This is a genomic window from Ohtaekwangia kribbensis, assembly GCF_042676245.1.
Taxonomy (GTDB): domain Bacteria; phylum Bacteroidota; class Bacteroidia; order Cytophagales; family Cyclobacteriaceae; genus Ohtaekwangia; species Ohtaekwangia kribbensis.
This window is the reverse complement of the sequence record NZ_JBHTKA010000008.1, coordinates 217,549-242,249: the sequence shown is the minus strand read 5'-3', so window position 1 is coordinate 242,249 and position 24,701 is coordinate 217,549. Positions and strand designations below refer to the sequence as shown.

25 protein-coding genes are annotated in these 24,701 nt (G+C 43.0%); 15 read left to right on the top strand and 10 right to left on the bottom strand.

Translation table 11 applies throughout. The features are described 5' to 3' along the window. The first annotated feature begins 82 nt into the window (after nt 1-82). Nucleotides 83-517 (top strand): DUF1801 domain-containing protein, encoded by a 435-nt coding sequence (locus ACFQ21_RS21845; protein WP_377582651.1) that lies wholly within the window; start codon nt 83-85, stop codon nt 515-517. Between the two features lie 71 nt (nt 518-588). Here ACFQ21_RS21845 and ACFQ21_RS21840 read toward each other — a convergent pair whose 3' ends face one another. Then, nucleotides 589-1,839 (bottom strand): nucleoside permease, encoded by a 1,251-nt coding sequence (locus ACFQ21_RS21840; protein ID WP_377582649.1) that lies wholly within the window; start codon nt 1,837-1,839, stop codon nt 589-591. 251 nt (nt 1,840-2,090) lie between these two features. Between ACFQ21_RS21840 and ACFQ21_RS21835 the strand changes: the two genes are divergently transcribed. The 5 genes from ACFQ21_RS21835 (at nt 2,091) to ACFQ21_RS21815 (ending at nt 4,722) form a co-directional block, all read left to right on the top strand. Beyond that, on the top strand, nt 2,091-2,663 hold the full coding sequence (locus tag ACFQ21_RS21835; protein ID WP_377582647.1) for a pentapeptide repeat-containing protein: 573 nt from the start codon (nt 2,091-2,093) through the stop codon (nt 2,661-2,663). 198 nt (nt 2,664-2,861) lie between these two features. After that, nucleotides 2,862-3,203: an ArsR/SmtB family transcription factor gene (locus tag ACFQ21_RS21830; protein ID WP_377582645.1), complete on the top strand. Its 342-nt coding sequence runs from the start codon at nt 2,862-2,864 to the stop codon at nt 3,201-3,203. Further along, nucleotides 3,200-3,688 carry an SRPBCC family protein gene (locus ACFQ21_RS21825; protein WP_377582643.1) on the top strand — a complete coding sequence of 163 codons (489 nt, stop codon included), beginning with the start codon at nt 3,200-3,202 and terminating at the stop codon, nt 3,686-3,688. The genes ACFQ21_RS21830 and ACFQ21_RS21825 overlap by 4 nt, the downstream gene beginning before the upstream one ends. Before the next feature lie 55 nt (nt 3,689-3,743). Next, nucleotides 3,744-4,160, top strand: coding sequence for a VOC family protein (locus ACFQ21_RS21820; protein WP_377582641.1), 417 nt, complete (start codon nt 3,744-3,746; stop codon nt 4,158-4,160). Nucleotides 4,161-4,239: 79 nt separating this feature from the next. Continuing rightward, nucleotides 4,240-4,722, top strand: a complete 483-nt coding sequence (locus ACFQ21_RS21815) for a DUF1905 domain-containing protein (RefSeq protein WP_377582639.1) — start codon at nt 4,240-4,242, stop codon at nt 4,720-4,722. A 28-nt stretch (nt 4,723-4,750) separates the two neighbouring features. Here the strand turns inward: ACFQ21_RS21815 and ACFQ21_RS21810 are convergent, their stop codons facing one another. The 4 genes from ACFQ21_RS21810 to ACFQ21_RS21795 form a co-directional block, all read right to left on the bottom strand. Further along, entirely contained in the window at nt 4,751-5,047 is a 297-nt protein-coding gene (locus ACFQ21_RS21810) for a DNA-directed RNA polymerase subunit alpha C-terminal domain-containing protein (RefSeq protein WP_377582637.1), read from the bottom strand. Between the two features lie 24 nt (nt 5,048-5,071). Continuing rightward, nucleotides 5,072-5,500, bottom strand: coding sequence for an SRPBCC family protein (locus tag ACFQ21_RS21805; RefSeq protein ID WP_377582635.1), 429 nt, complete (start codon nt 5,498-5,500; stop codon nt 5,072-5,074). 230 nt (nt 5,501-5,730) lie between these two features. Continuing rightward, nucleotides 5,731-6,441 carry a porin family protein gene (locus tag ACFQ21_RS21800; RefSeq protein WP_377582633.1) on the bottom strand — a complete coding sequence of 237 codons (711 nt, stop codon included), beginning with the start codon at nt 6,439-6,441 and terminating at the stop codon, nt 5,731-5,733. A 10-nt stretch (nt 6,442-6,451) separates the two neighbouring features. Then, nucleotides 6,452-7,393: a hypothetical protein gene (locus tag ACFQ21_RS21795; RefSeq protein ID WP_377582631.1), complete on the bottom strand. Its 942-nt coding sequence runs from the start codon at nt 7,391-7,393 to the stop codon at nt 6,452-6,454. 329 nt (nt 7,394-7,722) lie between these two features. On the opposite strand from ACFQ21_RS21795, the gene ACFQ21_RS21790 reads away from it, so the two are divergent. From ACFQ21_RS21790 to ACFQ21_RS21760, 7 genes are all read left to right on the top strand, one after another. Then, nucleotides 7,723-8,490: a DUF4382 domain-containing protein gene (locus ACFQ21_RS21790; protein ID WP_377582629.1), complete on the top strand. Its 768-nt coding sequence runs from the start codon at nt 7,723-7,725 to the stop codon at nt 8,488-8,490. A 142-nt stretch (nt 8,491-8,632) separates the two neighbouring features. Next, nucleotides 8,633-9,133: a hypothetical protein gene (locus ACFQ21_RS21785; protein WP_377582627.1), complete on the top strand. Its 501-nt coding sequence runs from the start codon at nt 8,633-8,635 to the stop codon at nt 9,131-9,133. A 94-nt stretch (nt 9,134-9,227) separates the two neighbouring features. Further along, nucleotides 9,228-10,544, top strand: coding sequence for an SWIM zinc finger family protein (locus ACFQ21_RS21780; RefSeq protein ID WP_377582625.1), 1,317 nt, complete (start codon nt 9,228-9,230; stop codon nt 10,542-10,544). Then, a complete protein-coding gene (locus ACFQ21_RS21775) occupies nt 10,541-12,034 on the top strand; it encodes a DUF5691 domain-containing protein (RefSeq protein WP_377582623.1) in 1,494 nt (497 codons plus the stop codon). Before ACFQ21_RS21780 ends, ACFQ21_RS21775 begins: the two co-directional genes overlap by 4 nt. Next, the gene (locus ACFQ21_RS21770) at nt 12,031-13,113 is read left to right on the top strand and encodes an ATP-binding protein (protein WP_377582621.1); all 1,083 of its coding nucleotides are present in this window, start codon (nt 12,031-12,033) and stop codon (nt 13,111-13,113) included. The genes ACFQ21_RS21775 and ACFQ21_RS21770 overlap by 4 nt, the downstream gene beginning before the upstream one ends. Further along, complete coding sequence (locus ACFQ21_RS21765; RefSeq protein ID WP_377582619.1) at nt 13,110-15,362, top strand: DUF5682 family protein; 2,253 nt, start codon at nt 13,110-13,112, stop codon at nt 15,360-15,362. Before ACFQ21_RS21770 ends, ACFQ21_RS21765 begins: the two co-directional genes overlap by 4 nt. Before the next feature lie 10 nt (nt 15,363-15,372). Continuing rightward, nucleotides 15,373-16,506, top strand: a complete 1,134-nt coding sequence (locus tag ACFQ21_RS21760; RefSeq protein ID WP_377582617.1) for a VWA domain-containing protein — start codon at nt 15,373-15,375, stop codon at nt 16,504-16,506. Nucleotides 16,507-16,628: 122 nt separating this feature from the next. Here ACFQ21_RS21760 and ACFQ21_RS21755 read toward each other — a convergent pair whose 3' ends face one another. Next, complete coding sequence (locus ACFQ21_RS21755; protein ID WP_377582615.1) at nt 16,629-16,976, bottom strand: four-helix bundle copper-binding protein; 348 nt, start codon at nt 16,974-16,976, stop codon at nt 16,629-16,631. 381 nt (nt 16,977-17,357) lie between these two features. Here ACFQ21_RS21755 and ACFQ21_RS21750 point away from each other — a divergent pair, with 381 nt between their 5' ends. Then, nucleotides 17,358-18,944 carry an ABC-F family ATP-binding cassette domain-containing protein gene (locus tag ACFQ21_RS21750; protein WP_377582613.1) on the top strand — a complete coding sequence of 529 codons (1,587 nt, stop codon included), beginning with the start codon at nt 17,358-17,360 and terminating at the stop codon, nt 18,942-18,944. 126 nt (nt 18,945-19,070) lie between these two features. Continuing rightward, nucleotides 19,071-21,524 (top strand): PKD domain-containing protein, encoded by a 2,454-nt coding sequence (locus ACFQ21_RS21745; protein ID WP_377582611.1) that lies wholly within the window; start codon nt 19,071-19,073, stop codon nt 21,522-21,524. A gap of 22 nt (nt 21,525-21,546) precedes the next feature. Here ACFQ21_RS21745 and ACFQ21_RS21740 read toward each other — a convergent pair whose 3' ends face one another. The 4 genes from ACFQ21_RS21740 to ACFQ21_RS21725 all read right to left on the bottom strand — a co-directional run bounded on the left by ACFQ21_RS21740 (nt 21,547) and on the right by ACFQ21_RS21725 (nt 24,642). Next, a complete protein-coding gene (locus ACFQ21_RS21740; protein ID WP_377582609.1) occupies nt 21,547-21,900 on the bottom strand; it encodes a cyclic-phosphate processing receiver domain-containing protein in 354 nt (117 codons plus the stop codon). 9 nt (nt 21,901-21,909) lie between these two features. Continuing rightward, on the bottom strand, nt 21,910-22,575 hold the full coding sequence (locus ACFQ21_RS21735) for a CPBP family intramembrane glutamic endopeptidase (protein ID WP_377582607.1): 666 nt from the start codon (nt 22,573-22,575) through the stop codon (nt 21,910-21,912). 97 nt (nt 22,576-22,672) lie between these two features. Next, complete coding sequence (locus ACFQ21_RS21730; RefSeq protein WP_377582605.1) at nt 22,673-23,314, bottom strand: RNA ligase family protein; 642 nt, start codon at nt 23,312-23,314, stop codon at nt 22,673-22,675. A gap of 425 nt (nt 23,315-23,739) precedes the next feature. Further along, nucleotides 23,740-24,642 carry a helix-turn-helix domain-containing protein gene (locus ACFQ21_RS21725; protein ID WP_377582603.1) on the bottom strand — a complete coding sequence of 301 codons (903 nt, stop codon included), beginning with the start codon at nt 24,640-24,642 and terminating at the stop codon, nt 23,740-23,742. Nucleotides 24,643-24,701 lie beyond the last annotated feature (59 nt).

Here is a 24,701-nt window from a genome sequence, read left to right as displayed (position 1 = left end):
ACTCCGGATTTAGTGATGGTCCGGAGTTTATGTTTGTAACCGGTTACCACAATCTCACGCCCTTCACTATATTTATAGGGTAATGGCAAAGACAACGACCCCTCGCAAAAAAACATCTTCGCTTTCAGGCCCAGCGCAGGTGGCAGAATTTATTCAAACCACCAGCCATCCGTTAAAACCAGCGGTAGAGCAAGTTCGTGATATAATTCTAAGCGTTGATAAAGCAATCACCGAGCACATCAAATGGAATGCACCAAGCTTTTGTTTTGATGGTGATGATCGTATTACATTCAATCTGAGTAAAAACGATCGTATATTATTGATCTTTCATCGTGGTGCAAAAGTGAAAGACAGCAAGAATAAAGAACCATTAATTGAAGACACCACCGGTCTTCTCGAATGGCTCGCACCTGATAGAGGCGTAGTAAAGTTTCAAAGTATAGAAGATGTAGCCGATAAAAACGCTGCGTTGAAAAAAGTAGTGAAGCTGTGGCTGGCGGCAACGAGCGGTCAATAAATCAACAAATAAAAAAAGCCGGCAATTAAACCGGCTTAGTGTTATTATAGCTTTATAGCTAAGTTAGTCTGCTATGCAACCCTCGCGCTATCCGCAACATTGGCAGCAGGTTCATGTTTATACTTAAACACAAACGGAAAGACAATTCCCAGTATTAAAGTATATCCTGCAAAGGCAAGCCATATACTTTGCCAGTCGCGATTCTCACCAACGGTAAAGTAATCTACAACCCAGCCACTCAATATACCTCCTAAAAATGCACCTACACCGTTTGTCATGAGCATGAATAAACCCTGCGCGCTTGCCAGAATGGAATGGTCTGCTTCATTCTTTACAAATAGCGATCCGGATATATTAAAGAAGTCGAAAGCCATGCCGTAGATAATCATTGAGAGCACCAGCAGTATAAATCCATCACCAGGATTTCCAAATCCAAAAAGTCCGAACCGTAATACCCAGGCAAAAATACTCATTAACATCACCCTCTTGATACCAAAGCGTTGCAGGAAGAATGGTATAGTAAGAATAAATAATGTCTCCGATATCTGTGATATCGACATCAGTATACTCGGATGTTTAACTGCGAAAGAATCCGGATAGTCTGCCGTGAACGAGTGGATGAAAGCTTCACCAAATGTATTAGTTATTTGCAGGGCAGCGCCCAGAAACATAGCGAAGATAAAGAACACTGCCGTGCGAGGTTTCTTGAATAACACGAAGGCGTCAAGACCGAGGTATGATAAAAATGAATTGCCGCGCTTTATTTTTGTTGGCGGGCAAGGCGGAAGCGTAAATGCATACAGCCCGAGGAGTAAGCCTGACCCCGCGCTTACATAAAGCTGTATAGGACTTAGTGACCACTTGCCCAGGTCGATTACCCACATAGCAACTACAAACCCAACGGTGCCCCATACGCGAATAGGCGGAAAGAATTTCACTACATCAATTCCTTCTTTCTCCAACGCTGCATACGACACCGAGTTGTTCAGCGCGATGGTGGGCATGTAGAACATGGAGTTTATGAGCATGATGAAATACATGGTTTCATAATCCGTAACGCTGGCAGCATAGAACAATGCTATAGCTCCAATAATGTGACAAATACCCAGCAGCCGTTCGGCATTTATCCAGCGGTCGGCCACAATACCAATGATGGAAGGCATAAACAACGAGGCGAGTCCCATGGTAGCATAAATGCTGCCGACTTGTCCTCCTGAAAATTTCAATGTAACGATCATGTAACCTCCCATGGAGATCAGCCACGCACCCCAAACGAAGAACTCCATGAAGTTCATCACGATAAGACGGCCCTTAATATTCATTAAGCAGGATTTAGGTAAAGTAATGAGTTATGTAAATGTTAAAGGCCTCGAATATAAAGGCATTTTACTTAATATCTAAGTAATTTCATTTTCTCAATCCGCCACCCTGCCTTGTGCCGGAGAAGTGTGATTTGGCAGTCGAAATTTTGTATCGGTGCTTGCGCATTTATCCTTCCGGATTATTCGTTACAAACGGTTACTGATTTATATTTGAACGACATCGCCTTGTAACTAACTAACTATATTTTGCTATGATCCGCCCCTCAATTGAGAACGAAACTTTTGATGGAATTAACTTTACTGAAACCGAACTGAAAAAAGGTGAGTATGAGAATTGCATTTTCAAGAACTGCATTTTTTCCGGAGCGGATCTGTTCGAAATAATTTTTTCAGAATGTCGGTTTGAAGCGTGTGACCTGAGCATGGCTAAACTGCGCAATACGTCATTTCGCAACGCCCGATTTAAAAACTGCAAACTAATGGGATTGCGTTTTGACGAATGTCATAAAATGCTGCTGTCGTTTTCGTTCGAAGAATGTATACTGAACTTCTCATCCTTCTATAAACTCAAGATCAAGGGCACATCGTTTATGGCATGTAAACTTCATGACGTTGAATTTATAGAAGCCGAACTTCCACAGGCAAATTTTGACCGCTGCGATCTGCAAGGTGCAACATTTGAAAATACAAAACTGGAAGGAGCCGATTTCAGAACAGCCTATAATTATACTATCGATCCGGAAATGAATCGCATTGCCAAAGCCAGATTTTCATTGCCCGATGTTGTCGGCTTGTTGTATAGACACAATATTGTGATTGGCTGATTTACATTCTGTTCCTGTAATATATACTTCATCGCTTGTAGTTGAACGGATAATATCATCAGATTGCGATTATACTTTTGTCGCAAATAACCTGCTTTCTGTCGCCTTAGCCCCTCACACCAGCCTGCCTCATTGCTGTAAGTTTGTAGTGTAAGCAAACGCTTACGCATTTATCTGTAAGTAAACACTTACCTATATATGACGGTACAGGCACGAAGAGATGTATTCCAGGCAATAGCCGATCCGACACGCAGAGATATTCTGAGTTTGATCGCGCACCAGTCACTGAACCTGAATGCTATAGCAGAACAATTTGATGTGAGTCGCCCCGCTATATCTCAACACATCAAGATACTAGCGGAATGCGGACTCATTATTATTCGCGAACAGGGACGTGAGCGGTATTGCGAGTTGCAACCTCAGAAGCTCGAAGCAGTATCCGATTGGCTGAAACCTTTTCATAAACGATGGGAATATAATTTCAACAAGCTCGATATCGTGTTACGAAAAATGAAACCAACTAAAAAAACAAAAAAATGACAACGACAACTAAAAACCAGCTCAAAGTGGTTGCCGAGCCAGGCAAGCAGGAGCTCTTTATCTATCGCGAATTTGATGCACCACGCGAAGATGTATTCAAAGCATTTACGGATCCTAAACTTGTTACACAGTGGTTAGGACCCCATGGTCTCAAAATGGAAATTGAGAAGTATGATATTCGTACTGGTGGTTCATACCGATACACGCATGCTGATGCAAATGGTAAATATGTTTTTAATGGTGCCGTACACGAAGTGCATGCTCCGGAACGTATTATTCAAACTTTTGAATTTGAAGGATTGCCCGAGCGCGGTCATGTTAGCCTGGATATAGCGTTGTTCGAAGCATTGCCGGGAAACAGAACACGCGTAACCATGCAATCTGTGTTTAGATCGGTAACCGATCGTGACGGCATGGTTCAGTCTGGAATGGAGCGCGGTGTGCGCGAAGGTTTTGAAAGACTCGATGCACTACTGGATCAATAATGTATAGCCATTGAATATATAGCATAGATTTAAAAATCATATCAATAGTAAAGCGATGACAAAAGAATTGTGGATCAACCTCCCGGTAAAAGATGTGAAGAAATCAAAAGATTTTTTTACGGCAATCGGATTTACCATTAATAAAAACGCACCGGCTTCTGATAGTTCTGCGAGTTTCCTGATTGGAACTAAGAATATAGTGATGATGCTTTTTGAGGAATCACTTTTTCAGAAGTTCACCAATCATGCCCTTGCCGATACCAGTAAAAGCACAGAAGTTTTACTTTCATTTGATGCCGAAAGCAGGCAGGAAGTAGACGAGCTTGCCAGGAAAGTAACTGCAGCCGGAGGTAAAGTTTTTGCACAGCCCGGAGAAAGCCAGGGATGGATGTACGCATTTGGGTTTGCTGACCCGGACGGTCATCGCTGGAATGTACTATATATGGACATGGCAAAAATGCCCAAAGGCTAGCCTGTAATTTTCTCCTCTCATTATCCATTGCCATGGGATTAATCCCATGGCAATGGATATATTTGTATTTTGATCATTCATGAAACCGCTCATCAATAAAAAATATATACTCGAAAGATTTGAAGGCAAGGGTGGTTGGACATTCGCGCGTATACCGGAAATACCTCAGGATAAAAAAGCTCATTTTGGCTGGGTAAAAGTGCGCGGCACAATTGATGGTTATGAAATACGAAAGTATCACCTCATGCCCATGGGTAATGGCAAATTATTTTTGCCGGTAAAAGCGGAGATCAGAAAGAAAATCAAGAAAGATGTTGGTGATAAAGTTCATATAATTCTATACCCCGATAATGAACCATTGGAAGTGCCCGAAGAAATGTTGCTTTGCCTGCAAGACGAACCACAAGCACTAAAGTTTTTTAATTCACTTTCCGAAAGCGAACAAAAGTTCTACATCGATTATATATACTCCGCGAAAAAGGAAGAAACGAAGATTGACCGGATGGCTAAATCAATTAACCGATTGCAGCGCGGACTCAAACTTTACGAGCAGGAAATATAGGTATACACAGTCAGCTATAGTAAGAAAACTACTTTTTATTAAAGACGAGCCCTGCAGATTTCAAGGCCTCGCGCAGCTTGGGTATAGAGGATGGTCCCATACCATGAAGCGTTAGTATATCAGCTTCATTTTTTTGTGCAAGTTGTTGCAATGTTCTAATGCCCGCATTTTCTAATGCGCGCCTGGCGGGAGCAGCGAGTAACGCGGCAAAACCTGCTACCGGTTTGCGTTGTTCTTCGCAAACCGGGCAGGTTGGACAATGACTGCTTTTATAGTATTGATGTCGGTTTTTACAAACGCAAGGAATGCTCTTCGAAACAGTCATTGATAAAAATTGTTGATGACGGAATTATACGTTAGTCTCAACGTATGTCTTGAAGTTATCAAGAATTGCCTGCCAGCCACCGCGTTGCATTTCGATAGGGTTTGTATCTTCGGGATCAAATGTCTCAGACACTTTTGTCTCATTGCCGTTGGAAGTAAAAACGATCTTTACTTTTCTTCCATCCGACATAGCGTATTCAATTACTTTGTGTTTTTCAACGTTGCTATATACACCTTCAAAGTCAAAACTGAAACTGCCATCTTTAGCGGCCATTGTTGTCTTGAATTTGCCATCCTTGCGCAGATCATTGTCTGCATACGGTGCATGCCAATCTTCAGATGCCTGGCACCACTGCATAATGTGATTGGGTTCTGACCACATCGTCCATACTTTTTCTATAGGAGCTTTGATTGTTGCTTCAACGGTGATGGCGGCTTTAGTTGTTGTTTCCATAATATAAGTTGTTTTAGGGTTTGCTATTTTGTTGTTTTCGTTTTGACATTACAAACATAGTACAATAACCCGGTCTGATGGTTGGCGAAAAACGACTTTGAGGGAGGCGAATTGCGACAAAAATCCACTTGTTGGAACGTGTATAATTCAGTTGGTCGTGTTCTTTATAGAAAAGCATAGACCATACGTTGTGGAATGGTTGGTATTCAACTAGAAAGAGCAGAACATTCCTAGAAAGAGTAGAACATTCCCGTAGATAAACCAAATGCATAGATATACTCCTTCGTGTCGTCATCAACTGTAATAGATCGTATGGTGCGCTGGTAATACGGTTCTACCCGTAATGCAAATCGTTTCATGATCTGGTAATCAATACCAACTCCACCGCTTGCCATAGCAGAGAATGTAGTATAGCCCGCACGTTTGGAAAATGCATAGTCGCTGTCGCTTCCATTAGCAAATGAGGAGTGCACTTTGGTTCGCTTCGCAAGAAAGATGTTGGTGGCAATTCCAGCCGTTGCAAATAGCCTGATCTTTTTATGAGTATAAATTCCGTAATTAATATTCAGCGGAAGCGTAATATACTTGAAGCGGTAAATCGTTCTGCTTTTCATTGGCAGGGAGGCATCATCGGGCGTCCACTGCAGATCTTCGAATTTTGTTTTATAGCTCCGGTTAGCATATCCAACTCCACCTTCCAGATATACCCGGTTATTGAATTTATAGCGCACTTGTGAGTGTACAGTGAACCCGGTGTGGCCTGTTTCGTTTTTATTGCGCGTAGCTTTTGTCCATTCATTGTTAGAACTGAAATCAAGCGTTCGGCTGGTGTAGTCGAACGAGCCCATCAGACCGATGGCCGTAAATCCTCTTGACTTTTCCTGTTGACATTGTGCCGCAACGGGAAGCAGCAGGAATAGTATATATAGCCTGAATTGCATGTGGTATAGTTTATAAACTCTCCATGTAAGCCTTAACCAACTCCAGCCCTTCGGCATGTACCACGGTTGTGCCGATAAAAGGCATCTCCAGTGTTTCCATTCTTTCAATAATTCTGCGCTTGTTGTCAGGTATATCAGTGTGGTTTAAATCGGTCTCATAGCTCAGATTCAAACCTCTGTCGGAAGCCATGCCCAGAGGATTGTGACAATGAGCGCATTGGATGTCCAGGTAAGCGCGTGTGCGTTGGGCTACGGTATATTTAGCCGCGTCTTGCCACGCGGGCAGTACAGAAATGGACGAAGGCTCGACTTCGTTTATGATACCTTCATTATATAAATGCGTAAGCTGATTGATTACGATACCATTTCGCAATACATCTTTATTGAGGTTTCGAAGTTTTGGCCCAATCGGAAATATAGTATTGCTGTTATAATGACACGAAGTGCATTCGCGGTGCGAAGGAATACGATAGGCAATCACTTTACCTTCGCCTTTTGCATCGATCCAGTTAACAGTCTTGTCCAATCCGGTAGTTATGAGGAAGGCATCGTCCTGACTTTCATTCCATATATAGGTAGCGACATTCCATCGCGCGTTTTCTTTTATTAACAAGCGCGTCTCGATAATTTTTCTGCCTTTTGTATGATCACGTTTGTCATTATAATAATAGAACGTTTTTACCAGTATGGTGCCCTCCGGAAAATCAGGCAACCCATCGTTGCGTGATATTAGTGTATGTCCTTCCGGAATTTTTATGAGACGTTGTTTTTCGGCATAGTCTGAAAATAGTTCTGTGCTGAGTTCGTATACTTTGAAATTATTCGTTGGTTCCAGGTCTGATAATTTTCCCTGAAAGATTGTATACTCGGATAATTTCGTATGTACCTCTGTAGCATTCTCGATACCGACAAGACCATCGTCATTGCATGACCAACACAGTAGCGAAAGCATAATCAGTAAGAAAGAATTCGAACAACCTTTGATTGTACTCCTTTCAATGCGCATGTAATATCCGTGTTCGCCCATGATTTTGTTCTTCTGTTGCCTCGGCTAGATGACAACCCACGTTTTCTTAACCCCTATAAGAATTGAAAATATGTGGCTGGTATTTTTTAAGATTTATCAGCGCTTGGATGATGTCGGGTTCAAGTTTCTGAAAGCAGCGATAAACAAAGGGAAATAGCCGTTGAACCGTTTGGGGGCGGAGGCGGAACTATGTGCTATAAGGTTGAAGCTGCTAGTGATGCTTCATGGTGAACTCATTTAAAAAATCAATGATTATGAAAAGATTGATGTATTTATTTCTTGTAGCGGGTCTGGCGACTGCGTGTAGCAATGATGACTCCAATGCTAAACTGGAAATTCGGTTAACGGATGCCCCTGGCGATTATGAAGAAGTGAATATTGATATTCAGGAAGTAGAGATTCATGCTTCGTCTGGTGAACAAAACTCCGGCTGGCAAACTTTGGACATTAAGCCTGGTATATATAATGTGCTCGAGCTTACCAATGGATTGGACACGCTGTTGGGTTCTATTGAATTACCGGCAGGGCGTGTATCGCAGATACGTTTGGTTCTTGGTGACGACAACAGTGTAAAGATTAATGGTGTTACCAAACCTCTTGCAACTCCGAGCGCACAAATGTCAGGATTGAAACTTAATGTTCAGGCTGATTTGGTAGAAGGTGTTACGTATCGCATGACACTTGATTTCGATGCTGCTCGTTCCATCGTAAATGAAGGTAACGGAAGCTACAGTCTCAAACCGGTAATCCGCACGTTAAGCGAAGCAACAAGTGGTGCTATAAAAGGTACAGTTACTCCGCTTGAGGCAACGCCTGCAGTATTTGCTGTAGCAGCGAGTGGCGATACCGTTGCAACAGCCTATACCGATGTAACCGGTAAATTTTTATTACGTGCTGTTGATGCTGGAACCTACACAGTGAAGTTCAGTCCTAAAACAGGTTACGAGTCAACAGAAAAAACAGGTGTTACAGTTTCCATTGGTTCGGTAACAGATCTGGGAGTGGTAAGTATCTCGCAATAAACCCTGGGGTGGTTTTCAGGTTTTAAGTTAAACATTGGCGGATACTGTTTTCGATGAAGAGCCTGCAAGTCTTTTTGACGAGCAGGCTTTTTCATTCAATATTTTCAATATTGAAATTATTATCTTGTGCTTCTTATAGCATATGAATCGATTTCTTTTGACGGTTATTGTTTTGTTACTGTTGTTGGCATGCATCAGTTTATTTTTCCCTTTCGTTGTGGAGACCGGGGTATGGATCACCGTAGCAGAAATTATGTGCATGATGGTGATGCTGATTAATGGAATGTTTAAGAAATCAGTTTTCTATAAATTTTTTACAGCTTCAATTTTTGTTTTCATACTTGGAGTCTTGTTTAAGATCCTGCATTTGACAGGTGCTGATCAATTAATGGCATTACCATATTTTTTTATACCGCTTGCGTACACGTTGTATTTTATTCGTAAGAAGTCAGAAGATCATTTGAGTATAATGAAGTTGCTGGCTGTACTCTTCTTTTTTATACCAGTACCGCTCAGTGATTTTGCACTGATTTCCGATGATGTAGCAGACATATTATTCCCGGTTGGCCATATTATATTTTGGTTGGCGTTTGCTGATTTTATTGTTGTTGGTTTTAGAGGACGAACCTTATTCAGTCGCTAAAATTTAATTTACATCAGCGATATAATTCAGGCCTTGTCTGCCACGACTAAATACATTTTTTAAGTATACTTGCCAGACCGACCTGTTTATTGCAATGAATTTCTCTGAAGAACAAATTCTGGCGATGGCTCCTGATGATTCCTCAAAAAAATCAGGAAAAGAATTAGCCAATCCTTCCAAGTGGGTAAAGCGCGAATGGAGTGACCGCGCGTTGTGGGGCGAGTGCCAGGGAAGTGGTAAGCTTCCGTATCAAACACAAATTGATCTTGGCAACATTGCTTTCAAGTGCTCCTGCCCCAGTCGCAAGTTTCCATGCAAGCATGGACTTGGATTGCTGCTGCTGTATGCGCGCGATAAAAAATTGTTTAATCAGGCTGCCGAACCCGACTGGGTAACGGGATGGCTGGATAAACGAAACGAACGCGAAGAGAAAAAGACAGAGAAGCAGGAGAAGGAAAAAGAAAAGAAGGCCGATCCTGTGGCACAAGCCAAACGACAGGAGAACCGGATGAAACGTGTGGAAGATGGTATGGCGGATCTGCGACTCTGGATTGGCGATATTATACGCAACGGCCTGATAAATATACCCGGTAAAGACCCATCGTACTTTGAGACAATGGCAAGGCGAATGGTTGATGCGCAGGCCACCGGACTCGCTGCGATGGTGCGATCGCTTCGCGATACATCGTTCTACCAGGATGGATGGCAGACACCATTCCTCGATCAATTGATTCGTATATACCTCGTACTCGAAGGATTTACCCGGTTCGATTCTTTGTCAGTTGAATTACAGGAAGAATTGAAATCACTGATTGGCTTTACGCAAAACCAGGACGAACTAAAGAATGAGACAGGTGTTCGCGATGAATGGTTTGTGCTGGCGAAACGGACTGATAAAGAAGATAATCTTACCACCGAGCGCAACTGGCTATATGGAGTACGCTCGAAAAAATATGCACTCATCCTTCAGTTTTATGTTAAAGGACAGTTGCCGGCTATAAATCTTTTACCCGGTTCATGCATCGATGCTGAAGTGGTATACTATAAAGGTGTAAATCCGCAACGCGCGCTTATCAAACAGCAGTATAGCGTTACAGCAAAATCGGATATTCATGGTTTCCGCCACTGGAGTGATGCACTTGCATCGGCAGCTGATGCGTATGCTATAAATCCGTGGATATATACCACGCCCGTGGTGGTTGAAAATGTTGTTCCCTATAAAGTGTCCAATCAATGGATATTGAAAGATGAACAGGGTAATGGCGTAACCATCAGCCATAATTTTGCACAGCTGTGGAAACTGATGTCCGTAAGCGGAGGGAAACCCGTGCGGTTATTTGCACTGGGTCGTGAACATAGTTTTGAACCAATGGGTGTATGGGTAGATAATCAATATATACTGCTGGCATGAAATCGTGGGAAGATATAGTCAATAAAGCATTGCTCGGAAGTGAAAAGGCATCACTTCGTGTAGCTGATATTCCTGCTTCGATCGCGCAGGAATATGATCTCGTGGCATCCGGTAATCATGAAGAAGATTTCCTTCGATTCACCTCACTTGTATACCAATTCAGACAAGGCGGAGCACACCCGTTGGATTTCAATGCGGTTAAGTCTGTTGAAGCGGCAGTTGAGACAAAGCAGTATTGCTCAACGCAGGCCAACGACACGCTGAAGATTATACTGGACGAAGAGTTGCCACAACTTTTGTATTTGTGGTTACAGACTTGTGCGTCCAGACAGGAGGTTGTGTCTCCGGAAATGATACCGGCACTGCTGGATATAGCACTGCGTAAAAAAGAATTACGCAAGGTGATTGTGGAGGTGACTGGTAATCGCGGACTGTGGCTGGCGACTATAAACCCGCCATGGAATTTTAGTTTGCCTGCGGAGGATGCGAAAACTGTATGGGACACCGGCACACCCGAGCAACGAAAAGAAGTGTTGCGTGAACTTCGTATAGCGAATCCGGAGGAAGGACGAAATATACTTGAATCAACCTGGACAACGGAAGGTGCCAATGAAAAAGTATCTTTCCTGGATATACTCAAGATCAATCTGTCAAAGAGTGATTTGCCGTGGTTGGAGAGTTTAAAAGAAAAAGGTCAGAAGGTAAACAACGCCAGTCTTGAATTGCTGAAATTGATACCAGAGTCTGCTGTTGTTCAGAATTATAGAAATATACTTTCGGAAGCTGTAGGCATTAAAACCGGCAAGGCGCTACTCGGTATGATCAATAAGACAATGCTTCAGGTAGATGAATCGGTAGCCGTTCCCGATGCTGTTTTTAAAACAGGTATTGAAAAACTCAGCAGCGATAAAAACGTAACGGACAGTAAATATATTCTGGCCCAGCTTATATCCGCTGTGCCGCCATCGTTCTGGAATCAGCACCTGTCTCATTCGACTCCGGAAATTATAGAGTTGGTTCAGAAAGAAAAGAATACGGCCTTCTATCTTCCGGCTATAGCCATGGCTGCCATTCGGTTCAAGGATCAGGAATGGATAAAGTATATATTGGACAAGGCTGATCGCGATATAATTCGAAGTTCTGTGGTATCAATGATTGGTGCATTACCGGCAGTCGATCGCGATCGTTATGCGCTGAAATTCCTCAAGGATAGTCCCCATGATATCATTGGTTTGATGGCCAACAGTGATGTGGAATGGAGTATGGAATTAGCGAAAGCTATACTCGCACAAACGGCCCATGAAGTATATTCCTACAATCGCACGTTCTATCGCCCGGTAATGGCGTTGATTCCGGTTGGTATATTGGATATACTCGATTCCTTTATTCCCAACGATGAAAATAAAAAAGTGTACTGGAAGAGCCAGAGTGATGAGCTCGCCAGACTACTAACGATTAAACTACAAACCCTGCAATCCTTTAACGCATGAGTACATTATTAAGACAACACGCTGAACAGTTATTTGCCCACGAGCTGGACGAACTGCGAAAAGCAGACACTGAAAAACGTCCGCCTAACTGGAGTTTATCACCGCAGGCTGTAGTAACCTATATTTTAGGCGGCAAGCTTAAGAATGGTTTTGAGGTAACTCCGAAATATATAGGCAATCGAAGGCTTATTGAGATTGCTGTGGCTACACTCACAACCGATCGCGCATTGCTGCTATATGGTTTACCAGGTACCGCAAAGTCGTGGGTGTCTGAACATCTCGCGGCTGCTATATCCGGCAATTCTACACTCATCGTACAAGGTACAGCAGGAACCGGTGAAGAAGCGATACGCTACGGCTGGAATTATGCGCGTCTGTTGGCAGAAGGTCCATCTGAAAAAGCTTTAGTGGAGACACCGGTTATGCAGGCAATGCGCGATGGTAAAATTGCCCGCATTGAAGAACTGACACGTATAGGTTCGGATGTGCAGGATACACTGATTACTATACTTTCCGAAAAGACGATGCCGATACCAGAGTTGAACACCGAAGTACAGGCAGTAAAAGGCTTTAATGTAATAGCTACTGCAAACAACCGCGATAAAGGTGTTAACGAATTGTCAGGTGCGTTGAAGCGAAGATTCAATACGGTCATCCTTCCATTGCCTGATAACATGGACGAGGAGATTGATATTGTTCGCAGACGCGTACAGAGCTTCGAGAAAATTATGGAGCTTCCTGCAGAGCCACCGGCTGTAGCCGAGATCAAACGCATCGTTACTATTTTCAGAGAGCTTCGTTCCGGTGTAACGCTGGATGGTAAAACAAAGATCAAAGTTCCGTCTGGTACACTCAGCACAGCGGAAGCTATATCTGTAGTAAACAGCGGTATGGCTATGGCTGCATATTTTGGTGATGGCTCTTTGAAAGCAGCCGATCTTGCAGCCGGTATCATAGGGGCAGTGGTGAAAGATCCGGTGCAGGATAAAATTGTGTGGCAGGAATACCTGGAGACGGTAGTTAAGCCACGCGATGAGTGGAGAGATATATACAGAGCTTGTCGCGATCTGGGTATATGAGTGTTCATGTTCTGGGCATACGACATCACGGTCCGGGTTCGGCCAGAAATGTAAAAGCATTCCTGGAGAAAACGCAGCCGGATATTATACTGGTGGAAGGTCCGCCGGAAGGAGATGAGTTGTTGCGCTGGTCCGCGCATAGTGGATTCAAACCACCTATAGCGATACTGGCCTATATACCGGATCAGCCGCATCGCGCAGTATTCTATCCCTTTGCTGAGTTCTCGCCAGAGTGGCAGGCGATATATTTCGGTGCCAGGAAAAATATACCGGTCCGCTTTATGGACCTTCCGCTTGTGCACAGCTTTGCGCTCGAGAAGAAAGAAAAGCCTGCAGAGGATACTATATCCAGTAATGCATTTCGTCATGCAGAAGTTACTCCGGAAGTATACCAGGACCCGCTTCGCCACCTGGCAGAAGCTGCAGGTTTTAATGATGGTGAACGCTGGTGGGAGTATATGTTTGAGCATCGCAGGGACGATGAGGGTGTATTTGATGCTGTACAGGAGGCTATGCAAACGCTTCGTACTGAACTACCGCAGAAAGATGACTATGTAGAAAAGCTTCGCGAAGCCTATATGCGCAAAACCATCCGACAGGCAGAAAAAGATGGTTATCAGAATATAGTCGTCATCTGCGGAGCATGGCACGCACCGGCATTGGTAAATATGCCGAAGCAAAAGGACGACAATGATCTTCTGAAAGGACTGCCCAAAGTAAAAGTAGAAACCACGTGGATACCGTGGACGTATAATCGCCTCACATACACCAGCGGTTATGGTGCCGGTATAAAGTCTCCCGGCTGGTATGAGCACGTATGGCATTACCCCAACGATGATGGTACACGCTGGATGGCAAAGGTTGCCAAGCTGTTTCGCTCGAGGGATATGGATACTTCGACAGCTCATATCATCGAAGCGGTGCGTCTGGCAGAGGCACTTGCCGCCTTGCGAAATCTCAGCAAAGCGCGCCTCGAAGAACTGAACGAAGCAACACTTGCTGTACTCTGTAATGGTGACGAAATATTGCTGCAGTTAATACGCGAGCAGCTAATTGTAAGTGATACGATCGGACAAGTTCCGCATGAAGTACCCAAGCCTCCGTTGTTGCAGGATGTAGAGAAAACACAAAAGCGCCTGCGCACGCCGGCAGAAGCTGGCATCAAAGAACTTACACTCGATCTTCGTGAAGACACACAGTTACAACGAAGTATATTTCTCCATCGGTTGTTGCTGATTGATGTGCCGTGGGCACACATCATGCAGGTGCGAAGTAAAGGAACGTTCAAAGAGCAATGGCAACTGAAATGGGAGCCGGAGTATTCCATCCGCATTATTGAAAAAGGTAATTGGGGAAATACACTCGAAGAGGCGTCTGCTAATTATGTAGCAGCACAAGCGAAAGATGCTCCGGGTTTGCAGGCGGTGTGTGCATTGCTCGAAAAAGTTATACCGTCTGACCTTCCAAAAGCTGTTCAAGCGTTGATCACACAGATCAATAACCTGGCAGCGGCTACTAATGATGTTGTTCAGTTACTGGAAGCGTTACCTGCATTAGTGTCGGTGTCGCGCTATGGTAATGTGCGTCAGACAGACGAAACGATGGTGCTGGGTATTGTTAACTCCATGATCGCGCGTGTGTTTGTGAGCCTGCCTGCTACTTGTGTAGGTATAGATGAAGAGGCCGGTTCAAAAATGACAGAGCATATATATCAGCTGAATGAATCGATCATCTTGTTAAATCAACAGGATCAGCGCAGCGAATGGTATACTACGTTGCGCACGATCTGCAATCACCCTAACACAGCGCCTATTGTGAGTGGATATAGCACACGTATACTCTGCGATGCAAAGATTGTGGAGGGTGAAGAACTTGCTAATCGCTTTCACTTTGCTTTATCACGCACAGCCAATACATCGGAAGCCGCCTCATGGCTGGAGGGTTTTCTGAAAGGCAGCGGTACCATTCTGATTATTGACAACCGACTTTGGACATTGGTAGATCAATGGGTGAAGAGTTTAAGTGAGGCTGATTTTATAGCATTGCTTCCGTTAATGCGCAGAACATTTTCTCAGTTTTCACATGCAGAGAGAAGAAAGATCGGAGAGAAGGCAAAGAAAGGCATAACCGATCCAACGGCTACCGCGCTGGCACCTGCAGAAGATATAGCGGATGTAGCACGGGCTATGAGAGGTATACCGGTGATAGCACAACTGCTGGGTATAAATAAAAAAGGAACAGATCAATAAAGTATATTTCATGGATGCACATCTTCGTAAATGGCGAATGATACTCGGAGGCGAGCAGAACGATGGAACTGGTTATTCCCTCGGAGATACAGATCTGCAGATAGATAAAACACTCGAAGCGTTATATGATGCGGAGCGAAAGGGCGGTCTCGGTCCTTCATCACCAAACGTAAGCCGATGGCTGGGTGATATACGTACTTACTTTCCAAATACCGTTGTAAAAGTAATGCAGCAGGATGCGTTGAAACGACTCAACCTTACTTCCATGCTGTTGGAGAAAGAGATGCTTGAGAATGTTGAACCCGATGTGCACCTGGTTGCAACGCTCATGTCACTGAGCCGCGTCATACCTTCCAAGACAAAAGATACAGCGCGACAAGTAGTAAGACGTGTGGTGGAAGATCTGATGAAGAAACTTGCACAACCTACGCAGCAAGCTATCGCAGGTAGTCTCAATCGTTCAACACGAAACAGGCGTCCGCGACACAACGAGATCAACTGGCGCTCGACTATATTGAAGAACCTGAAACATTATCAGCCCGAGTATAAAACGATTATACCGGAAACGCGTATTGGTTATGGTAAACGAAGACGTTCGCTGAAGGATGTAGTACTGTGTATTGATCAGAGCGGATCGATGGGAACATCCGTTATATACTCCGGTATATTTGGAGCGGTAATGGCATCTATACCCGCCATCCAAACCCGCATGGTTGTTTTCGATACAAGCGTTGTTGACCTCACAGAAGAACTTGATGACCCGGTTGAATTGCTGTTTGGTGTTCAGCTCGGTGGCGGCACTGATATTAACCTTGCATTAACGTACTGCCAGCAAATTATACAGCGGCCTGCGGATACGGTGCTGGTTCTGATTACCGATTTGTATGAGGGAGGCAGTGACATTGAAATGCGTAAACGAGCCAAGACATTGACGGAGGCAGGTGTTCAGGTTGTTGTGTTACTGGCGTTGAACGATGAAGGTGCGCCATCATACGATCATGGCAATGCTGAATACATGGCATCGTTAGGTATACCGGTATTTGCCTGCACACCGGATAAGTTTCCAGACCTGATGGCTGCTGCACTTAGCAAACAGGATATTACTATGTGGGCCGCGAAGGAAGATCTTGTAACGCGGAAGTAGAAACACAAACAGATGACTGTCTGATCAGGCAATATATATCAGTTCAAATTGTATAGCGAAAAGCATGAAAGGGGAATCGTATGGCGGTTCCCCTTTATTTATTGTTAAACAGAGCTATCGTTTCAGGCGTTAACGCCCGTCATTGCGCGGCACTCTTCTGCACATTGGCGGCAGGCCTCTGCGCATACGCGGCAATGTGTCATACCATGTGCTGCATGCTTCTCACATTCTTCAGCGCATACTTCACAAATTTCGGCACAGGCGTGGCAGAAGAGCAGAGCGTGTTCGCCTCCCATTCCCATCAGGCGTGCACTGGCATAACATGCTTCAGCGCATTCACGGTCTAGTTGGATACATCTGGTTAACATGGCTACATCTTTCTCGTTCAGGCAAGACGTTGCGCAGTGTTCACATTCTGTTGCACATTCAAGACATGCATCAATACAAGTTTGATAGCGTTCGTATTTCATGGCAATTTTACTTTAGTGGTGGAATCATTTCTGATGTTTTCAGAACAATACGGTAGTGCGAAAACATTATGCCGGGAAGTATCCCATTTACAACGCGTGTAATATTTCCGTAGTCAACGTGCTTTGCCGGAATGTTTTTGATTATGATGTAGCGATGCTTCAACAAGTATTGAGGAGTGTTGCGAACCATTTTTAAATGCCTGCGTTATTATGCAACACGATGTAGTAACACGAGCTTTCCGCAAAACGAGAAGTTTACTATTTTTGCATTATTCAAATCAAAACGTCACCACGTGTAGGATTTAATTTCTTTCAGATTCCATTCAATATTGGCAAGCCGGCTTCAAGGCTTGTATTGTTTACATTCTAACGAAAGAAATTATGCTTACGCTTCAAGGTGTTACGTATGTACATCCGAACAAGGATGTATTATTCACGGACATAAATATTAATATTAACAAACACGAAAAGATTGCGCTTATCGGCAATAATGGCGTTGGTAAATCTACGCTGTTGAAAATATTGTCGGGCGAGTTGCTGCCTTCTGCCGGCTTTGTGAAAGCGGAAACGAAACCATACTATATACCTCAGATTTTTGGACAGTTCAATACGTATAGTGTAGCCCGGGCGTTGCGGATTGAGTCCAGGCTTCAGGCTTTACAGGAAATTCTGCGAGGCGAAGTTACAGAGACCAACCTGGCATTACTCGATAACGATTGGTCGATAGAAGAACGATGTCAGGAAGCACTGACGCATTGGGGTCTTGGCGGACTCGATCTGAATCAATCCATGGCATCACTCAGTGGTGGACAAAAGACTAAAGTTTTTCTGGCGGGTGTTATGATTCACCAACCTGAAATGGTTTTGCTCGATGAACCGAGTAACCACCTGGATATATCTGGCCGAAGGGTTTTGTATGATTATATAGCATCTGTCAATCACGCACTGATGGTGGTTAGTCACGATCGTACACTGCTAAATTTATTGCCTGTGGTATATGAAATGGGTAAGCACGGTATAATGGCATACGGTGGTAACTACGATTTTTATACAGAGCAAAAACAAATTGAAAACAATGCGTTGAACCAGGGGTTGAAAAGTAAAACGAAAGCGCTACGTAAAGCAAAGGAGGTCGAGCGCGAGTCGATGGAGCGCCAACAAAAGCTCGATGCCCGTGGCAAAAAGAAACAGGATAAGGCCGGACTTCCTACTATCATGATGAATACTTTCAGGAACAACGCTGAGAAAAGTACGGCACGGATGAAAGGTATACATGCAGAAAAGATTGGTGCTATTGCAGAAGAGGTAAATCAACTTCGTAAAGAACTGCCCGATACCGACACTATGAAGATGAACCTCGATAATGCATTTCTTCATCGCGGCAAAGTACTGGTAACGGCCAACAAGATTAACTATAGCTATAACAGCGTATTCCTTTGGAAGCAACATCTCGATTTTCATATCCGAAGCGGTGATCGGATAGCTATTAAAGGTACCAACGGCTCCGGCAAAACAACGCTGATAAAAATTATACTTGGAACGCTAGAGCCCGGTATAGGTACACTTGAGCGCGTTGATGTAAAAGCAATCTATATTGATCAGGATTATTCGTTGATCGATAATTCACTGAGTGTTTATGATCAGGCGCAAAAGTATAACACTATCAACCTGCAGGAGCATGAGGTAAAGATTCGTTTAAACCGCTTTCTTTTTCCCAGAGAAGATTGGGACAAGTCCTGTAAAGCACTTAGCGGAGGAGAAAAAATGCGATTGATGCTTTGCTGTTTAACAATAGGTAATCGTGCTCCTAATATGATTATACTCGATGAGCCAACAAACAACCTCGATATCCAGAATCTTGAAATTTTAACAAACGCTATTAATGAATATCAAGGAACATTGATTGTGGTTTCGCATGATGCGAGCTTTTTGAAACAAATACAGATCGAGAGATATATAGAGCTATAATCCTGATCTTATGCCAGGGGATTAATCCCCTGGCATCGGATTATGAGTAAATTTTCTAATAAAACATGCACAAGTCGAATCAATGGGAGGGTTGTTTTTATATTTGTGTAGATAATGTTTTTTGTTTTGCGTAAGATCCTAACCTTGTTACTTGTGGTCTCCATGGCCGGTAGTCCCTTCGTTGTGTTCGCTCAGCAAGAGGCCTCCAATTGGGTTTTTGGCGTTGGAGGTGGACTTGATTTCTCCTGTTCTACCCCTCAATTTTACTCAACTCCATTTGATGGATTGGAAGGCGGAGCTGTTATTTCTTCAGCTGATGGTGACTTGCTCTTTTTTACGGATGGTAATGTTGTATGGAGCAGGGACTATCAAATTATGCCGAACGGTCACGACTTGGGAGGCTTATGTGCAGGTTATGGTAACTATGCATCATCTTCTCAAAGTGCCCTTATTATTCCACATCCGGGAGAATCTAATCTATACTATATATTTACAACAGACTGCACGGAAGATGGTTTTGCCGCGGGGTTGCGTTACTCGGTTGTAGATCTGTCTCTAAATGGCGGCATGGGTGACGTAACACAAAAGAACAAGCCTCTGGTTGCTAATACAGAAGAAAAAGTAGCTGCCGTCTTTCAGTCAAACGGTAAAGATGTATGGGTTCTGACACACGGAGTGCAGTCCAATAAATTTTATGCATTTTCCATCACAAGTGCAGGACTTAATACAACTCCGATAATCTCTTCCATAGGCCAAAGTCATCCAGGCGGTAGGGGATACATGAAGTTTTCTCCCGATGGCCAGCGGCTTGCTGTTGCTTGCTTTCTCTATGGCTACAATAACGATGGTATACCGTTGGAATTATTTAAGTTTAATATCTCTACAGGTCAGGTTACATCGGATTTTGTTATACCTACAGGGACTGAGGTTATTTATGGAGTTTCATTTTCTCCCAACGGCAGAGTACTATATACATCTTGCGCGTGGGGATGTTCAGGAAGTCTCATTCAACAGTATAATTTGGATGCAGGTACACCACAGCAAATATATGATCAACGCTATACCATTCGGGATACATATGTACAGGGAGGTATGCAATTGGCGAATGACGGCAAACTTTATTTTTTATCAACGAACTCCACAAAAGTGGAAGAGTATCTGGGAGTGATTATGTATCCTGATAAAACCGGTAATGCTTGCGAGCAGATATCGAATTACGTTGAACTTCCTTGTTGGACCGGTGTGACATATGGCGTTCCTAATTTTATTGAATCATATTTCAGAGAGCAGGTAACTAATGGTAATTGTACGCAAAAAAATGAAAGCTTTGTTGAGAATTTTGATTTTGGTATATCATCAGATTGTCATACCCGTAGTGTTTTCTTTGATAATAAATCTTCTGTTATAGACGCGGAGTTATCCAGACCAACCTTGTTCTACTCGTGGCTTATTAATTTTGGTGACGGAGCAATACATTGGTCACGAGTACCTGAAGATGCTACACATACTTATGCCACACCTGGTACCTATACAGTAACATTGTCAGTTTCGAGTGCAGGTTGTGTGATATATTCTATGCAACAGCTTGTGACTATCGGAGCGCCCTCTCCTAAATTTAGTTATAAGCAGGACTGTAAAACACTTGCTGTCAATTTTAACAATCTAACAAGTGAGCAAGGTGAGGCCTATACCTTGCATTGGGATTTTGGAGATAACAGTATTGATAACACTAGTGACGCAAAGAATCCAACACATAAGTATGCTATACCAGGGAAATATGCGGTTACACTGACAGCTACAAATGACTGCGGATCATCATCAACCCAAATGGAATTTCAGGTGTACGAACCACTTTCGGTATCATTGGGACCAGATACCGCGTTTTGCTTTGAAACAGATTATATATTGAAGGTAGCTCGACAGCCTAAGGCTTCCTATCGATGGAGCACAGGTGATACGTGGATCGATATTAAAGTTACTACTCCTGGAGAATACTCAGTGATAGCGAGCCGAGATGGCTGTGTTGTTTCCGATGTAATCCAATTGAAGTATGAAGATTGCGATTTGTGCAGTACAGTTGTCAAGGATTTACAACTTGGCAGCGATACTACTATCTGCGAAACGGATCTTATTCATCTTGGTGTGGATAAATCTGTTAAAGGAGAATTTTTATGGAGCAATAGTCAAACAGAGCATGGTATTGATGTAACCGAAGCAGGCAAATACTGGCTTACACTTATACAAGGAAATTGCCAGACATCGGACACTGTAACAGTTGATATACGGGACTGCACTGTATGTGATGTATTTATACCGAACGTGTTTACGCCCAATATAGATAGTAAGAATGATGTTTTTGCTGTTGATGTTAGATGCGAGCACTATGCCTTTAGATTGACTATATATAACCGTTGGGGCGATAAATTAATTACTGTTTATGAGCCATCCTGGAACGGGCGCATCGGAAATGAATTTGTCTCCCCGGGTATATATTACTATGCCGTGCAGTATTCGTTTACGGGGCCGCAATCACGGGTAATTACTCATCAGAAAAAGGGTTGGCTACATGTGGTCCGATAAACTTCAGCGAATGTTCAAAGAGTTAATCTCCTGGCAATAGATGTTGCCTGTTTGTAAAGCTGATATAGTTTGTTAGCAATCCTCTTATTTGTTCAGCAGCCACTGGGTTGGCGGAATGAACTTTGAATGTTAGTTTGCTCAAATCTAATCCTGATTCATAGACCAACCATTTGGCGGCAGCGTATCCATCGGCAGCCACTTCTCCATTTGCATCCAGTCCTAAATCGTTATCAAAGCTGATGAATTCAGGTAGGCCATGCTTTTGTATATGGGTTACAAATTCATTAAAGCTTCTCACAACGTCAAAGGTGTGTACAACGGAATAGTCATAAACCATATCAACAGTTCGCAGGTCGTCCAGGAATAGCTTTTTCATAATGATTATTTATTGGAATCTGCCAAACACCTCAGCAAAGGGGTCGCGCCCTACTATTGTATAGTAAAATAAACCACCGAGCCAACCGTGAAACAATCCTAATACGTATACATTTCGATGGCGCAGGTAAATATAGGTGTATAACAAGGCGAGAACGAACGTGCCCGCAATCAACCAGTAGTCTGGATAATGTACCAATGCAAAAAGTACAGCGGTGATAGTTATGATGAAAGCCTCGCTCGTACGATTTACTTTCAGGTGTTGTAAATTGCCTGCCACCAGACCGACAACAAGGAATTGCTGGATCGTGCCCCATGCTGGATATAAAATAAGAATGGGAATAATATGCCAGCTAAAGTTTATACTGTGACGCTGATAACCTATGATGAAGAATATAGCAATCGCAATTACTCCAAAAGGCAAAAGCTTGCGTGCCACTGTTCCAAAGTTATCTGTACGAAAGCCCCAATAGGCGAGTATGCCTTTTACCCGTTTGCTCTGATTTATAACATAGATCGTCCAACCAATGATTGCTATCGCTATAAAGGGAAGTTGCCATTGCGATATATCCATGAAGATAATTTTGCCGATGCCCATCAGGAGTACGGCCGTTATTTCATATTTCCTTCGTTTATCCGAAATGAAGTGTTGAGGATCAGAGAGATTTTGTTTCATGGTGTTTGTCTATAGGCAACTATAGCAAATATAAATCTGAATCATTAATATCTAGCAGGGTATTAATTCCCCTGCTATTGATAAAAATGAATACAATCTACCTCTTAAAATCGCGGAATTTGATTTTCGCTACGATTCGCTGACCGTGACGATTAAACAAATCGACTTTAGGCTTCATGATGAGACCTTCTGCGATGTGCTTTTTATCATGTGCAATGATAGAGGTGTAACCTTTCTTTACAAAATCTACTGCTTCTATCAGTGTACCGGTACCGATAATTGGTACGATATCTACTTTAAATTTGTTAGCAATGTCTTCTACGTTTTCGCGGGACAGCCAGAAGTTACCGACTTTTACATCGAACAAAATAAAATCAGTACCCTGAGTGATGTAACGACTACCATCCTTCTGGATTTTGTTACCGTAGCCTTCACCGTATATACATACTTCGGTTGCATCAGTAAAGATTTGTTTCATAGTTTCTGCGGTAAATTTCTGTTGCAGTACATTTAGCAGGAAGGTTGGTATATGTGCATCATCGGTTTTTCCTCCGAAGCGCACTTCACCACCATTCCACATGATGCGAATGTTTGTACCATCAATTTTTTCGGTCCAGGTCCATGGAATATCTTTCAGTGTTTCAAATTCCGGTAACGCCCAGTGGCCTTCCATCAGTTGTTTAAAGTTGGTTTCAGGACTGCGCAAAAACACAGTCTGAATCTTGTGGTATTCTTTCATTAGTTTATTCAATAAGAGTGTTAATAATTGTATTAGGTATAGCGAATGATATATGCGTTCAGAAAAGACATGGCAGCGCCACTCCGATGTGTTTTCATCAGACGATATATACTTTTACTATCGTGGAGAATAAAAAAAGCCCCGGGTTGGTTTACCAGGGGCTTGTATGCATCAGCAGTGTGATGTTTTATCTATACATATACCCAGGGTAAATCCCAACAGCTCTTCCCGTTAAATACGAGGCGTATTTAGGGAGCGTATTTTGGTTTGCGATGTTTACTCCTGGTTTCATTTTAGTTTTAATTTTTTATCGTGTTGCAAATATAGTATGAGTTTTTGATGTTGTGGTGTAGTATTCCTGTATTTTTTTATGATGATTGTTTTGATAAAGGCCCTGACACTCGGGGCTTTCTATTTGTATAGGCTCAATTCAACCTAAACTCCTTCGGAGACTTTCCCATCTTCGCCTTGAAAATTTTTGTAAAGTAAGAAGGATGTTCAAAGCCGAGGTCGTAAGCGATTTCGCTTATTGATTTATCTGAACCCCAGAGTAATGATTTGGCTTTCTCTATTAACTGAAGGTGTATATGCTCCTGCGTGGTTTTTCCGGTGTAGCGCTTTAGTAAATCTGACAAGTAATTAGGAGAGAGGTGTAACTGCTCAGCAAAATACTTTACATCGGGTAGACCTGTATTTATAAGTGTGTCTTGCGCGAAGTAAGCCAGGAGTGCATTTTCAAATTGTTGTACTATATCGTGGTTTACTTTGACGCGTGTAATGAACTGGCGGTCGTAAAAGCGATTACAGTAGTTTAGCAGTAGTTCGATGTTGCTTACAATAAGCGCATGCGAGTGTTTGTCGATATTCTGAGAGTATTCGCGTTTTATGTTTTCGCCACAAGTGCGTAGCATTGCTTTCTCATCGTCAGATACGTGCAGTGCTTCGTTGGCATCATATTGAAAGAATGAATACTGATGTATTTTTTTTCCGAGGTCGGTTTTGTGGAGCAGATCTGCGTGGAAGAATAATCCCCAGCCTTCGTTGTATGCAATATAGCGTTGTGTAGATATAGCCTGACCCGGAGCCGTAAATACGAGCGTACCTTCATCGAAATCGTATTGCGATTTGCCATACTTCATAGAGCCTTTTAACTGCTTGAGATATACTGAGTAGAAGTGAATGCGGAAAGGTGTTTCTTCCTCCGGAAAGTTGTTGCGATTTATTTCGTCTAAAGAAACAAATGAGACCAGTGGATGCTTGGGTCCCGGACAGCTATACAGCTTGTGCAGGTCGCTGATGGTGTATATATCTACAAAAGTATTTGGCATATTGACATGTCAAAGATACGCAATAATGTTTCTGAATTTATTTACTGTTGTTGAGTATG

Excerpts from the sequence above, each read along its gene's own strand:
- ACFQ21_RS21845 (WP_377582651.1), top strand. The coding sequence starts at position 83 with ATGGCAAAGACAACGACCCCTCGCAAAAAAACATCTTCGCTTTCAGGC.
- ACFQ21_RS21840 (WP_377582649.1), bottom strand. The coding sequence starts at position 1,839 with ATGAATATTAAGGGCCGTCTTATCGTGATGAACTTCATGGAGTTCTTC.
- ACFQ21_RS21835 (WP_377582647.1), top strand. The coding sequence starts at position 2,091 with ATGATCCGCCCCTCAATTGAGAACGAAACTTTTGATGGAATTAACTTT.
- ACFQ21_RS21830 (WP_377582645.1), top strand. The coding sequence starts at position 2,862 with ATGACGGTACAGGCACGAAGAGATGTATTCCAGGCAATAGCCGATCCG.
- ACFQ21_RS21825 (WP_377582643.1), top strand. The coding sequence starts at position 3,200 with ATGACAACGACAACTAAAAACCAGCTCAAAGTGGTTGCCGAGCCAGGC.
- ACFQ21_RS21820 (WP_377582641.1), top strand. The coding sequence starts at position 3,744 with ATGACAAAAGAATTGTGGATCAACCTCCCGGTAAAAGATGTGAAGAAA.
- ACFQ21_RS21815 (WP_377582639.1), top strand. The coding sequence starts at position 4,240 with ATGAAACCGCTCATCAATAAAAAATATATACTCGAAAGATTTGAAGGC.
- ACFQ21_RS21810 (WP_377582637.1), bottom strand. The coding sequence starts at position 5,047 with ATGACTGTTTCGAAGAGCATTCCTTGCGTTTGTAAAAACCGACATCAA.
- ACFQ21_RS21805 (WP_377582635.1), bottom strand. The coding sequence starts at position 5,500 with ATGGAAACAACAACTAAAGCCGCCATCACCGTTGAAGCAACAATCAAA.
- ACFQ21_RS21800 (WP_377582633.1), bottom strand. The coding sequence starts at position 6,441 with ATGCAATTCAGGCTATATATACTATTCCTGCTGCTTCCCGTTGCGGCA.
- ACFQ21_RS21795 (WP_377582631.1), bottom strand. The coding sequence starts at position 7,393 with ATGCTTTCGCTACTGTGTTGGTCATGCAATGACGATGGTCTTGTCGGT.
- ACFQ21_RS21790 (WP_377582629.1), top strand. The coding sequence starts at position 7,723 with ATGAAAAGATTGATGTATTTATTTCTTGTAGCGGGTCTGGCGACTGCG.
- ACFQ21_RS21785 (WP_377582627.1), top strand. The coding sequence starts at position 8,633 with ATGAATCGATTTCTTTTGACGGTTATTGTTTTGTTACTGTTGTTGGCA.
- ACFQ21_RS21780 (WP_377582625.1), top strand. The coding sequence starts at position 9,228 with ATGAATTTCTCTGAAGAACAAATTCTGGCGATGGCTCCTGATGATTCC.
- ACFQ21_RS21775 (WP_377582623.1), top strand. The coding sequence starts at position 10,541 with ATGAAATCGTGGGAAGATATAGTCAATAAAGCATTGCTCGGAAGTGAA.
- ACFQ21_RS21770 (WP_377582621.1), top strand. The coding sequence starts at position 12,031 with ATGAGTACATTATTAAGACAACACGCTGAACAGTTATTTGCCCACGAG.
- ACFQ21_RS21765 (WP_377582619.1), top strand. The coding sequence starts at position 13,110 with ATGAGTGTTCATGTTCTGGGCATACGACATCACGGTCCGGGTTCGGCC.
- ACFQ21_RS21760 (WP_377582617.1), top strand. The coding sequence starts at position 15,373 with ATGGATGCACATCTTCGTAAATGGCGAATGATACTCGGAGGCGAGCAG.
- ACFQ21_RS21755 (WP_377582615.1), bottom strand. The coding sequence starts at position 16,976 with ATGAAATACGAACGCTATCAAACTTGTATTGATGCATGTCTTGAATGT.
- ACFQ21_RS21750 (WP_377582613.1), top strand. The coding sequence starts at position 17,358 with ATGCTTACGCTTCAAGGTGTTACGTATGTACATCCGAACAAGGATGTA.
- ACFQ21_RS21740 (WP_377582609.1), bottom strand. The coding sequence starts at position 21,900 with ATGAAAAAGCTATTCCTGGACGACCTGCGAACTGTTGATATGGTTTAT.
- ACFQ21_RS21735 (WP_377582607.1), bottom strand. The coding sequence starts at position 22,575 with ATGAAACAAAATCTCTCTGATCCTCAACACTTCATTTCGGATAAACGA.
- ACFQ21_RS21730 (WP_377582605.1), bottom strand. The coding sequence starts at position 23,314 with ATGAAAGAATACCACAAGATTCAGACTGTGTTTTTGCGCAGTCCTGAA.
- ACFQ21_RS21725 (WP_377582603.1), bottom strand. The coding sequence starts at position 24,642 with ATGCCAAATACTTTTGTAGATATATACACCATCAGCGACCTGCACAAG.